This window comes from Streptomyces californicus (assembly GCF_000717645.1).
GTDB lineage: Bacteria > Actinomycetota > Actinomycetes > Streptomycetales > Streptomycetaceae > Streptomyces > Streptomyces californicus.
In genome coordinates this window covers 57874-70007 of the sequence record NZ_JNZZ01000028.1, presented here as the reverse complement: position 1 = coordinate 70007, position 12134 = coordinate 57874, and the positions used below count along the sequence as shown (strand labels likewise).

The window sequence follows — 12134 nt, the reverse complement described above, 5'->3', positions numbered from 1 at the left end:
GAGGGCGTCGAGGCGGGGGGGGACGTCGGGGGCGGTGGCCCGGGGCGGGAGGAGGCCCGGGAGGGGGGGTCGGGACCCGGCGCGGGAGGAGGGGCCGGGTGCGGCGAACGGGGGGGCGGGGGTACGGCGGTCGTCGCTACGGGCCCGGGGATTCGCCGGTCCCGCGGTGGAGGACACCGGCCGGGAGCGCGCGGTTCTCCGGAGCCGCGAGAGGAGCGGAACAGAAGGCGCAGCGGTCACCGATGAGCTCCATGGCGCACCAGTGGCATCTCTCCCGGCGTACGGAGGCGACGAGTTGGTAGAGCACCGAGAGGTCGGGCAGGTGGGCGGCGAACTCCACCAGCCGTCCCGTACCCCACCAGCGCGGGGAGTCGGACGGCACGGTGGTGTCGTGCGTGGCCTGGACCTTCCAGGCGGGCGCGAGGGTCTCCTGTACCCAGTCCGACTGAAGATTCCCCTTGGCCACCAGAAGATGCGTGGCGAAGTCGGGCCCTGCCAGCGGTTCCATGGCCGGGCCGATCTTCACGAGCTGCGCCTCGGGTCCGGCGACCACGGCGAACTGGGAGCCGGGAACCCAGGACTTGGCATGGCTCTTGAGGCTGACCGGGACCCGGTCGAGCCGGGCGACAGAGTTGAGCACGGCGCCGGCGTAGATGTAGTGCGAGAGCAGCCGGGCGGCGGAGGCGATCACCCCGGGGCTGAAGTCGCAGATCGACAACTGCCTTAGCTGGCGCACCAGTACGGCGAGGCCGAGGGGCGGTAGGTCCACCTTGACCAGGGCGATCCGGTCGCTCTCCAGCACCGAGCGGATGGAGTGGAGGCGGCGCTCGTGCTCGGGCCGCAGACCGGAGGGGTAGAGGGCGATCACGTACCCGTGCTGTTCGAGGAGCAGGTGCATGTCGCCGATCGCCGGCTCCAGCATCTGGGCCTCGGGGGCCTGGAGCAGCGCGGCGGTCGGCGTCTGCTGGTCGGTCGGCGGCAGCACCAGGTCTGCGCTCGTCACTGCTATCGCGGTCGGCACGCTCTCCCCGTTTCGGCTCCGGTCGGCGTGGGGACGCCGACCGCAATCGCTCCTGCTCCGTGCTCCTGACCCAGCACTTTAGCCACGTCTCATCAGGCAGAGAACACTTCTCGGAGACCAGTGCGACAACATCCGAACGCCGTTCCTGGGAAACCCGGGGGCTAAACGGGATGAAATCGATTTCCTCCGACTCCCCTTTTCTTGCGGAGCGTCACCCTCCGACCTGTCCGGATTTCAATTACCCTCCCGTTCGCGCACGTCAGCACGGATTCCCGGACATCCGGCGGCCGTCCCGTGAGGCCATTTCCGTGACCATCCGAAGAGGTCGCGCAAGATCACCCGTGCGAGGGTCGGTGAGCGGTCGCGCAACCGTTCACGAGACCGGGAAAGGCGGCCCGGCACCCCCGTCCGGGGGTGGTCGCGCGCGCGGCGCGGAAGCGGCCGCCCACCCCCGGTGAACAGCCTTTCATCGCCAGAGGTCTTGACAACTCGATTGGTCTGGACCAGCTTTGTGCGCCAGGCGGTGGCCACCGCTCCCGGGACGTCACCCCGTGTTCACCGTCCCGGTCCAGCACCTCCCGTCCCGCCCGTTACACGCACCCCAGTGGCACCAACCCCCCGCTCCGCCCGCCGTGCAGTCCGGCCCCGACGTCCGCCCCGGCATCCCCGCACGGCCCCGCCACCCCCGACTCCCCCCGGAGGCACCAGTGGAACGTCCCGCAGGCAGCAGTCGCAGAAGAAGGCGCCGCTCCCGGCCCGTGCTCGGCGGCACCATCGCCGTCGCCGCCGCGGCGGCCCTGACCGTCACCGGTCTCGTCAGCACCGCCCAGGCCGCCGACGTCAACAACGCCAAGAACGCGGGCTTCGAGTCGGGCCTCGCGAACTGGACCTGCACCGGATCCACCGGCGCCGCCGTCTCCAGCCCCGTGCGCAGCGGTACGTCCGCGCTGAAGGCCACCCCGGCCGGCCAGGACAACGCCAAGTGCTCGCAGTCGGTCAAGGTGAAGCCCAACTCGACGTACACGCTCAGCTCCTGGGTGCAGGGCGGCTACGCCTACCTCGGCGCGAGCGGCACCGGAACCACCGACGTCTCCACCTGGACGCCGGGCTCCTCCACCTGGACCAAGCTGTCCACGAGCTTCAAGACCGGCGCGAACACCACCTCGGTGACCGTGTACACCCACGGCTGGTACGGGCAGGCCGCCTACTTCGCCGACGACGTCGAGGTGACCGGCCCCGACGGCGGGGGCGGCGGCGAGGAGCCGGGCCCGGTCGTCCCGGCGACCCCGGCAGGCCTCACGGCGGGCGCCACCACCACGTCCTCCGTCGCCCTGTCGTGGAACGCGGTCTCCGGCGCGACCGGGTACACCGTGTACCGGGACGGCACGAAGGCCACCACCTCCACCGGCACCTCGGCGACCGTGACCGGACTGAGCGCCGACACGGCCTACCAGTTCTCGGTGAGCGCCACCAACGCGGCCGGCGAGTCGGTCAAGTCGGCGGCGATCAGCGCCCGTACGGCGAAGAACGGCACCGGCCCGGTGACCTCCGTGCCCAAGCACGCGGTGACCGGCTACTGGCAGAACTTCAACAACGGCGCGGCCGTCCAGAAGCTCAGCGACGTGCCGGCCGACTACGACATCATCGCGGTCTCCTTCGCGGACGCCACGACGACGCAGGGCGCGGTGACCTTCAACCTGGACACCGCCGGGCTGAACGGCTACACCGAGGCGCAGTTCCGCGCCGACATCAAGGCCAAGCAGGCGGCCGGCAAGAACGTCATCATCTCCATCGGCGGCGAGCTGGGCACGGTCCGGGTCGACAGCGACGCCTCCGCCACCGCGTTCGCCAACTCGGTGTACGCGCTGATGCAGGACTGGGGCTTCAACGGGGTCGACATCGACCTGGAGAACGGCCTCAACTCCACCTACATGACGAAGGCGCTGCGCCAGCTGTCCGCGAAGGCGGGCTCCGGCCTGGTCCTCACGATGGCGCCGCAGACCATCGACATGCAGTCGACGTCGGGCGAGTACTTCAAGACGGCACTGAACGTCAAGGACATCCTGACGGTCGTCAACATGCAGTACTACAACAGCGGTTCGATGCTCGGCTGTGACGGCAAGGTCTACTCGCAGGGGTCGGTGGACTTCCTCACCGCGCTCGCCTGCATCCAGCTGGAGGGCGGCCTCGACCCGTCCCAGGTCGGCATCGGCGTCCCCGCCTCCACCCGGGGCGCGGGCAGCGGCTACGTCGCCCCGTCGGTCGTGAACGCGGCGCTGGACTGCCTGACCAAGGGCACCAACTGCGGTTCGTTCAAGCCGTCCAAGACCTACCCGTCGCTGCGCGGCGCGATGACCTGGTCGACGAACTGGGACGCGACGGCCGGGTTCGCCTGGTCCAAGGCGGTCGGCCCGCACGTCCGCGGCCTGCCGTAACCCGTATCGCTCAGCGATCCTCGGAACCCGCAGCGCCGCCGCTCCCCCGGCGGCGCTGCGGCGTTGTGGCGTACGGTCCGTACGCCCGTGCTCACCAGGGGAGTTCGCGTACCTGCTGGACGCACAGCACGACGAACAGCAGGCCGGACAGGGCCAGCATGCCGTTGCTGACCACACCGTTGCGCCATTCGCCGGGCGTACGCGAGGAGTTGAGGAGCCAGAGCAGGGTCAGGGCGAGGAACGGCATGAAGAACGCGCCGAGCACCCCGTACGCGATGACCAGGCCGAAGGGCTCGTCCAGCCAGAGCAGGGTCATCGGCGGGAAGGTCAGCCAGAGGAGGTAGGCACGGAAGGGCGCCGAGCGCTGCTGCCGGTCGGCGGCGGCGGGGCCCGCCTGCTCCCCGGCCTCCTCCGCCGCCGGGGCCCGGAACCGTTCCACGAAGTCGGCGAACATCAGGCTCACCCCGTGCCAGACGCCGATCAGCGACGAGAACGACGTGGCGAAGAAGCCGACCAGGAACAGCTTGGCGGTGCCCGCGCCGAACCGGTCCTCCAGGACCTTGCCCAGGTCGACGAGGCCCCGGTCGCCGGAGGTGAGGGCGATCTGCGAGGCGTGCAGCAGTTCGGCGCCGACGATCAGCATCGCCACGACGAAGATCCCGGTGGTGATGTAGGCGACCCGGTTGTCGAGCCGCATCACCTTCATCCAGGAGGAGTCGCCCCAGCCCTTGGCGTTGACCCAGTACCCGTACGCGGCCATGGTGATCGTGCCGCCCACGCCGCCGATGAGGCCGAGGGTGTAGAGGAGCGAGCCGTCGGGGAGCACCGGCAGCAGCCCGGCGAACGAGGCCCCGACGTCGGGCACGACGCGCAGGGCCACGTACACGACCACCACGAACATGATGCCGATCAGGACCGTCATGACCTTCTCGAAGACGGCGTACCGGTTGAACCAGACGAAGACCAGCCCGATCAGGCCGGTCACGACCGCCCAGAACTTGAGCCCCGGCCCGTCGGGGAACAGCGCCACGATGGGCAGGGCGCTGGAGGACATGGCCGTCGCGCCGTAGATGAAGCCCCAGACGACGACGTAGACCGCGAAGTACACGGTGGTCCAGGGGCCGAGGCTGCGCCAGCCGTCGAAGAGCGTGCGGCCGGTCGCCAGGTGCCAGCGGCCGGCGGCCTCGGCGAGCGAGATCTTGACGACGCAGCCGATCACCGCCGCCCACATCAGGGTGTAGCCGAACTTGCTGCCCGCGATCAGCGTGGCGACGAGGTCGCCGGCCCCGACCCCGGTCGCCGCGACGACGATGCCGGGGCCGATGTACTTCCAGCTGGACTTGCGGGGTCGGGAGGCAGGCTCCCCCGTCTCTGTGGTTGCGCTCGTCTCGGACATGCCGATCAAGGAAGCGCAAACGGCGGGGCGGCACAAGGGGGCGTGCGGGGACCGGGCCGGCGGTGGCTCGGGACGTCCTGGTGTGTGCCGGTTCGCCGGTGGCGTCCGGCCGTCCGGCGTCGCGCGTCCGCGCGGACCGGCCGAACACCCGCCGGACGCGCGCTAGATCACCAGGCTGAGCAGCGCCGCGACCACGAAGCCCGCGACCGAGAGGACCGTCTCCAGGACCGTCCAGGACTTCAGGGTGTCGCGTTCGCTGATGCCGAAGTACTTCGAGACCATCCAGAAGCCGCCGTCGTTCACGTGCGAGGCGAAGATCGAGCCCGCCGAGATCGCCATGATGATCAGTGCGAGGTGGGCCTGGGAGAGGTCCTGGCCCTCGACCAGCGGGACCACGATGCCGGCGGTCGTGACGATCGCGACGGTGGCCGAGCCCTGGGCGACGCGCAGGACGACCGAGATCAGCCAGGCGAGCAGGATGACGGGCAGGCCGACGTCGTTGAAGGTGTCGGCGAGCGCGTCCGCGATGCCGCTGCCCTTGAGGACCGCGCCGAAGATGCCGCCCGCGCCGACCACCAGCAGGATGTTGCCGACCGGCTTGAGCGAGGACGTGGAGACGGACTCCAGAGACTTGCGGGACCAGCCGCGCCGGATGCCCAGCAGGTAGTACGCGAGGAACAGCGCGATCGTCAGGGCGACGAACGGGTTGCCGAAGAACTCGATCACCGAGCGCACGGTGGACGGGTCCAGGGCGATCGAGGAGAACGTCGCGGCGAGGATCAGGATCAGCGGGGTGCCGATGATCGCGAGGACCGTGGCGAGCGGGACCGGCTTCTCGTGCGGGGTGACGCCCGCGGCCCGCTGCTCGGCGGCGACGGCGGCCTTGGACTCCTCGGCGGCCTCCACCATGTCCTGCGGTACGTCGACGAAGACCCGCTTGCCGATCCACGCGGAGTAGCCCCAGGCGGCGACGACGGACGGGATGCCGACGACGACGCCCATCAGGATGACCCAGCCGAGCGACACGTTGAAGAGTCCGGCCGCGGCCACCGGCCCGGGGTGCGGCGGCAGGAACGCGTGGGTCATCGACAGGCCCGCCAGCAGCGGCATCGCGTAGAGCAGGATCGACTTGCCGGAGCGCTTGGCGGCGGCGTACACGATCGGCGCCAGGACGAAGATGCCGACGTCGAAGAAGACCGGGATGCCGAAGATGAGACCGGTGAGGCCCATCGCGAGCGGGGCCCGCTTCTCACCGAAGGCGTTCAGCAGCCGGGCGCTCAACACCTCCGCCCCGCCGGAGACTTCGAGGATCGCGCCGAGCATCGTACCGAGCCCGATGATGATCGCGACATGGCCGAGGATGCCGCCCATGCCGGACTCGATGACCGAGACGGCGGCGGATTTCTGCACGGTGCCGAAGAGTTCGGTGACCGAGAGCCCGGCGCCGAGGCCGACGGCTATGGAGACCGCGAGCAGCGCGACGAACGGCTGGAGCCTGACCTTGATGATCAGGAAGAGGAGGAGGGCGATGCCGAGGGCGGCGACGGTCAGCAGACCGGCGGTGCCGTCGATCAGGAGGAGCAGCCCACCGGTGTGCGGTGGGGCCTCGGCCGGCGTCGGGGTGGCGGCGAGCAGCATGGGGACTCCGGTGGTGCTGGAGGGCAGGGGGGAGCGCGGCACGGCGCCCCCGGAGAGCGGGGCGCCGTGCCGTACGGCGTGCGGGAGGGGTTACGCGGGTGGGGCAAGGCGATCCGTGGGACGCGGCGTTCGGGGGGAGGGAACGGCGGGGCGGCCGGGACGGGTCAGCTCAGCACCGCGAGGGCGTCGATCTCGATGAGCAGGCCCTTGGGCAGGCCCACGTACACGGTCGTCCGCGCCGAGGGCGCCTCCTTCAGGTTCTGCTCGGCGAAGTAGGCGTTGTAGATCTCGTTCATCTCCGCGAAGTGGTCCACGTCGGTGAGGTAGACGCGCATCATCATCACGTCGTCCCAGCTCGCGCCGCCCTCCTCCAGGATCGCCTTGACGTTGGCGAAGGTCTGGAGGGTCTGCTCGCGCAGGGTGGGGCCGGCCGGGGTCGGGGCCTGGCCCTCCACGGCGGGGAGGAAGCCGACCTGGCCGGCGACCTGGAGGATGTTCCCCTTCTTCACGCCGTGCGAGAACTTCGCGGGCGGCGTGGTGTGGGTGGAGGGGGTGAGGGCGGTCTTCTCGGTCATGGCTGATCAGACTTTCTTGGGTCGGTTGGTGCCGGAGTACTCCCGGCTGATGGTGTCGGCGGTGCGCCGGACCAGGGGGAGCAGGGTGAGGAGTTCCTCGGCCGTGACGACCACATTGGGCGCGGAGACCGACATGGCCGCGACGACCCGCCCGTCCGCGCCGCGGATGGGGGCGCCGATGCAGTTGATGGACTCCTCGTGGCCGCCGAGGTCGGTGGCCCAGCCCTGTTCGCGGACGACTGCCAGCTCCTTGAGGAACGCGGCCGCGTCGGGTGTCGAACGGGGCGTGTACATGGGGTAGTCGAGCTTCTCGGCGATGACGCGCCGTTCGGGCTCGGTGAGGTCGGCCAGCAGCAGCTTGGCGACGGCGGCGACGGTGATCGCGACGGGCTTGCCGATCCGGGAGTACATCCGGACCGGGTAGCGGCTCTCGACCTTGTCGATGTAGAGGACTTCCTGCTCCTCGTACACGGCGAGGTGGACGGTGTGCCCGCACCGGTCGTTCAGCGCGACCAGGTGGGAGTGGGCGATCTCGCGTACGTCGAGGTTCTCGACGGCCTCCTGCGCGAGGGCGAACAGCCGGGCGCCGAGGCGGTAGCGCTGGTCCTCCTGGCGGTAGACGAGGCCGTGCTCGTGGAGCGTACGCAGCAGCCGCAGCGCCGTGGACTTGTGGACGCCGAGGCGCTCGGCGACCTGGCCGAGGTCGGCGGGTCCCTGGGCGAGCAGCGGCAGGATGCTCAGCGCCCGGTCGACGGTCTGGCTCATGGTGTGCGTACCTCCTCGGGGGCCCGGTCGGCCGCGGTCCAGCCGGGGGCGAGACGAAGTCTCCCCCAGGCCGCGTCGTCCAGGGCGACGAGACGGTCGGCGCGGTCGCGGGAGGGCGGGTCGGTGAGGTCGCCGGGGACGGTGAGGACGGCGGCGGCCATGAGGTGCCCGTGCCGGGCCCGGTCCCGTACGGGCAGTCCGCGCAGGGTGGCGGAGAGGAACCCGGCGGCGAAGGCGTCGCCCGCTCCGACGGCGGCGACGACGTCGACGCGGAGGGCGGGGACGGGGGTGACGGTGTCGGCGGGGGTGGCGGTGTCGGCGCTCGTGGCGGGGGTGGCGGCGCTCACCGTGTCGGTGCTCGCGCCGGGGGCGGCGTTGCCGGCGGCGGCTTCGGCCCCCCGGGGTCCGGGGCGGAGCTCCGAGGCGAAGACCGTCGCGCCCGCGCTCCCCCGCTTCACCACGAGCACGGACGGCTCCGGCAGCGCCGCCCGGATCGCCTCCGCGCCGACGATCCCCCACGCCTCCTCCGCCTCGTCCTCGCCGACGAAGACCAGGTCGGCGCGGCGGGCCAGCTCCAGCAGGACGGAGGCGTCCTCGGCGCACCCGCGCCACAGGTGCGGCCGGTGGTTGACGTCGAACGACACCAGGGGCCGCCCGGGACGCGGAGCGGTCAGCTCCCGCAGCAGGGCGAGGCAGTCGGGCGACAGCGCGGCCGTGATCCCGGACAGGTGCAGGACGCGGCCGGCGAAGAGTGCCTCGTACGGAACGTTCTCCGGGGACATCGCGGACGCGGCCGAGCCCGCCCGGTAGTAGGCGACCTCGTGCGTGTCGGTCCCCCGGTCGGTGGCCGTGCGGAAGTAGACGCCGGTCGGACGGGCCGGGTCGCGGCGGACCGCCGAGGTGTCGACCCCGTACGACGCGATCGTCTCGACGAGGTGGTCGCCGAAGCCGTCCGCGCCGACCCGGCCGACCCAGGCCGCCCGGTGGCCGGCGGCGGCGAGCGCGCAGGCCACGTTGGACTCGGCCCCGCCGATCCCGCGCCCGAAGGAGGGGACGTCGGCGAGGCGGCCGGGCTGCGAGGGCAGGAACGTCACCATGGACTCACCGAGGCAGACGACGTCGGTGGTCGTCGCGGCGGCGGCCGTCCCTGCTGCGGGTCCGGACACGGAGGGCTCCTCGCTGATCGGGGTGCGGGCCGGTGGTCACCATTGACCGGGCGTCGGCTCGGATGTTAGACAGCCTTGAGCGATATACGCAATGGGTGTTGCATATGTTGCAACGAACTTCGAGGAGCTCCCCTTGGCAGCCGAACGCCCCACCGACCGCGACGCGTCTCCCGCGGCATCCCTCACCGCGTCCCTCGCCGACGAGCGCGTCGACCACCGTTTCAAGGCGCTGCCCCCGGACGCCCAGGGCCTGACCGTCGGCGCGCTGGCGGCCGAGCGGCGCAACCTGTTCACCGGCGGGTTCACCACCCCCGTGCTCGCGCTCTCCGCCGAGTCGGTCGCGCACAACCTGGACCTGCTGGAGACGTACGCCGAGCGCCACGGCCTCGCGTTCGCCCCGCACGGCAAGACGTCCATGTCCCCGCAGCTCTTCGCCGGCCAACTGGAGCGCGGCGCGTGGGGCATCACGGCCGCCGTGCCGCACCAGGCCCGGGTCTACCGGGCGTACGGGATCGGCCGGATCTTCCTCGCCAACGAGCTGGTCGACGCGGTCGCCCTGCGCTGGCTGGCCGGCGAGATGGCGGCCGACCCGTCGTTCCGCTTCGTCTGCTACGTCGACTCGGTGCGCGGCGTCGAGCTGATGGACGAGGCCCTGGGCGCGGCGGGAGCCACCCGCCCGGTCGACGTGGTCGTGGAGCTGGGCGCGGGCGAGGGCGCGCGCACCGGGGCGCGGACGGAGGCCGACTGCGCGGCGGTGGCCGACGCGGTGGCGGCGGCCGGCTCGCTGCGGCTGGTGGGCGTCGCCGGGTACGAGGGCGAGGTGCCGGACGCCGATCCCGAGCGGGTACGGGCGTGGCTGCGGCGGCTGGTCGCGCTGGCGGCGGCGTTCGACGCGGCGGGCCGGTTCGCCGGGGCCGAGGAGATCGTGATCAGCGCGGGCGGCAGCGCCTGGTTCGACGCGGTCGCGGACGTCTTCGCCGAGATCCCCGAACTGAGCCTCCCCGCAATCAAGTTGCTGCGCTCCGGTGCGTACGTCTCGCACGACGACGGCCACTACAAGCACCTCACCCCGTTCAACCGGGTGCCGGAGGAAGGCACGTTGGAGCCCGCCTTCCGGCTCTGGGCGCAGGTCGTCTCGCGCCCCACCGAGGCGCAGGCGTTCCTGAACGCGGGCAAGCGCGACGCGGCGTACGACCTGGACCTGCCCGAGGCGCAGGTGATCCGCTCCGGCCGGGACGGCTCGGTGCGGCCCGCCGCCGGGGTCACGGTCACCGGCCTCTCCGACCAGCACACCTGGGTGCGTACGGACGAGGGCACCGGGCTGGAGGTGGGCGACTGGGTCGGCATGGGCCTCTCGCACCCCTGCACCAGCTTCGACAAGTGGCAGCTCATCCCGCTGGTCGAGGCGGACGGCACGGTCACCGACTACATCCGCACGTTCTTCTGAGCAGCCGCCCCTCCCCCGCCCTTCCGCCCCGAAAGGCCACCCATGGACCTGGTCCTGCGTGACGCGCTCGTCGTCGACGGCACCGGCGAGCCCTCCTACCGCGCCGATGTTGCCGTCGACGGCGGCCGCATAGCCGAGATCCACCCCGAGGGCTCCCCCGGCCCGCGTCCCACCGCCGCCCGCACCGTGGACGCGGACGGCCTCGCGCTCTCCCCCGGCTTCATCGACATGCACGCCCACAGCGATCTGGCGCTGCTGCGCGACCCGGACCACAGCGCGAAGGCGGCGCAGGGCGTCACGCTCGAAGTGCTGGGCCAGGACGGGCTGTCGTACGCCCCGGCGGACGACCGCACGCTCGCCGAGGTCCGCCGCTCCATCACCGGGTGGAACGGCGACGGGAGCGACATCGACTTCGACTGGCGCACGGTCGGCGGTTATCTGGACCGGCTCGACCGGAACTTCGGCGGCCAGGGCGTCGCGGTCAACGCCGCCTATCTGATCCCGCAGGGCACGGTCCGCATGTACGCGGTCGGCTGGGACGACCGGCCCGCCACCGACGCCGAACTGGCCCGGATGAAGGAGCTGGTGGACCAGGGCATGCGGGAGGGCGCGGTCGGCATGTCCTCGGGGCTGACCTACACACCGGGGATGTACGCGGACGACGCCGAACTCACCGAGCTGTGCCGGGTGGTGGCCCGCCACGGTGGCTACTACTGCCCGCACCACCGCAGTTACGGGGCCGGGGCGCTGGAGGCGTACGAGGAGATGGTGCGGCTGACCCGGCACGCCGGCTGCGCGCTCCATCTCGCCCACGCCACCATGAACTTCGGCGTGAACAAGGGCCGGGCCCCGGACCTGCTCGCCCTGCTCGACGGGGCGCTGGCCGCCGGGGCCGACATCTCGCTCGACACCTACCCGTACACCCCGGGCTGCACCACGCTGGTGGCCATGCTGCCGAGTTGGGCGAGCGAGGGCGGACCGGAGTCGGTGCTGGCCCGGCTCGGTGAGCCGTCGAGCGCCGAGAGGATCCGGCACCATCTGGAGGTGCTGGGCTCGGACGGCTGCCACGGGGTGCCGATCGAGTGGGACACCATCGAGATCTCCGGGGTGAGCGCACCGCACCTGGCCGAGTACGTGGGCCGCACGGTCGAGGAGTCGGCGCGGCTGCGGGGCGAGGAGCCCTGGGTGACCGCGCGGCGGCTGCTCAGCGAGGACCGGCTCGGCACGACGATCCTCCAGCACGTGGGCCACGAGGAGAACGTCCGGGAGATCATGCGCCACCCGGTGCACACCGGCGGCAGCGACGGCATCCTCCAGGGCGACAAGCCGCACCCTCGGGCGTACGGCACGTTCCCGCAGTATCTCGGCCACTACGCCCGGGAGTTGGGGGTCCTCTCGCTGGAGGAGTGCGTGGCCCACCTGACCTCGCGCCCGGCGGCCCGGCTGCGGCTGGCGGACCGGGGCCTGGTGCGCGAGGGGTACCGCGCGGACCTGGTGCTGTTCGACCCGGAGACGGTGGCGGCGGGCTCCACGTTCGAGCGGCCGCGCACGCTGCCGGTGGGCATCCCGCACGTCCTGATCGACGGCCGGTTCGTCATCGAGGACGGCAAGCGGACGTTGGTCCTGGCGGGCCGGGCGGTCCGGGGGGCGGGGGCAGGGGCCGGCGCGGCCTGACGATCACGTGGCGTCGG

At 71.9% G+C, this 12134-nt stretch carries 9 protein-coding genes; 3 read left to right on the top strand and 6 right to left on the bottom strand.

Annotation, left to right across the window (positions count from 1 at the left end; genetic code table 11):
• Positions 1-136 precede the first annotated feature (136 nt).
• Positions 137-1003 (bottom strand): hypothetical protein, encoded by an 867-nt coding sequence (locus IF19_RS0129385; protein WP_030115261.1) that lies wholly within the window; start codon positions 1001-1003, stop codon positions 137-139.
• Positions 1004-1728: 725 nt separating this feature from the next.
• Here IF19_RS0129385 and IF19_RS0129380 point away from each other — a divergent pair.
• Positions 1729-3456 carry a chitinase gene (locus IF19_RS0129380; RefSeq protein ID WP_050493033.1) on the top strand — a complete coding sequence of 576 codons (1728 nt, stop codon included), beginning with the start codon at positions 1729-1731 and terminating at the stop codon, positions 3454-3456.
• Positions 3457-3547: 91 nt separating this feature from the next.
• Here the strand turns inward: IF19_RS0129380 and IF19_RS0129375 are convergent, their stop codons facing one another.
• The 5 genes from IF19_RS0129375 to IF19_RS0129355 all read right to left on the bottom strand — a co-directional run bounded on the left by IF19_RS0129375 (position 3548) and on the right by IF19_RS0129355 (position 8996).
• A complete protein-coding gene (locus IF19_RS0129375; RefSeq protein WP_030120568.1) occupies positions 3548-4852 on the bottom strand; it encodes an Nramp family divalent metal transporter in 1305 nt (434 codons plus the stop codon).
• A gap of 162 nt (positions 4853-5014) precedes the next feature.
• Complete coding sequence (locus tag IF19_RS0129370; protein WP_030115257.1) at positions 5015-6490, bottom strand: GntP family permease; 1476 nt, start codon at positions 6488-6490, stop codon at positions 5015-5017.
• 164 nt (positions 6491-6654) lie between these two features.
• Positions 6655-7065 (bottom strand): RidA family protein, encoded by a 411-nt coding sequence (locus IF19_RS0129365; protein ID WP_006127176.1) that lies wholly within the window; start codon positions 7063-7065, stop codon positions 6655-6657.
• A gap of 6 nt (positions 7066-7071) precedes the next feature.
• The gene (locus IF19_RS0129360; protein WP_030115256.1) at positions 7072-7830 is read right to left on the bottom strand and encodes an IclR family transcriptional regulator; all 759 of its coding nucleotides are present in this window, start codon (positions 7828-7830) and stop codon (positions 7072-7074) included.
• Complete coding sequence (locus IF19_RS0129355) at positions 7827-8996, bottom strand: sugar kinase (protein WP_030115255.1); 1170 nt, start codon at positions 8994-8996, stop codon at positions 7827-7829. Before IF19_RS0129355 ends, IF19_RS0129360 begins: the two co-directional genes overlap by 4 nt.
• A 133-nt stretch (positions 8997-9129) precedes the next feature.
• On the opposite strand from IF19_RS0129355, the gene IF19_RS0129350 reads away from it, so the two are divergent.
• A complete protein-coding gene (locus IF19_RS0129350) occupies positions 9130-10443 on the top strand; it encodes an alanine racemase (RefSeq protein ID WP_030115254.1) in 1314 nt (437 codons plus the stop codon).
• A gap of 42 nt (positions 10444-10485) precedes the next feature.
• Positions 10486-12117: an N-acyl-D-amino-acid deacylase family protein gene (locus IF19_RS0129345; RefSeq protein ID WP_030115253.1), complete on the top strand. Its 1632-nt coding sequence runs from the start codon at positions 10486-10488 to the stop codon at positions 12115-12117.
• Positions 12118-12134: the final 17 nt, after the last annotated feature.

What these genes read in the sequence shown, in the direction of transcription:
- IF19_RS0129375 (WP_030120568.1), bottom strand. Translation starts at nt 4,852, where the DNA reads ATGTCCGAGACGAGCGCAACCACAGAGACGGGGGAGCCTGCCTCCCGA.
- IF19_RS0129370 (WP_030115257.1), bottom strand. Translation starts at nt 6,490, where the DNA reads ATGCTGCTCGCCGCCACCCCGACGCCGGCCGAGGCCCCACCGCACACC.
- IF19_RS0129365 (WP_006127176.1), bottom strand. Translation starts at nt 7,065, where the DNA reads ATGACCGAGAAGACCGCCCTCACCCCCTCCACCCACACCACGCCGCCC.
- IF19_RS0129360 (WP_030115256.1), bottom strand. Translation starts at nt 7,830, where the DNA reads ATGAGCCAGACCGTCGACCGGGCGCTGAGCATCCTGCCGCTGCTCGCC.
- IF19_RS0129345 (WP_030115253.1), top strand. Translation starts at nt 10,486, where the DNA reads ATGGACCTGGTCCTGCGTGACGCGCTCGTCGTCGACGGCACCGGCGAG.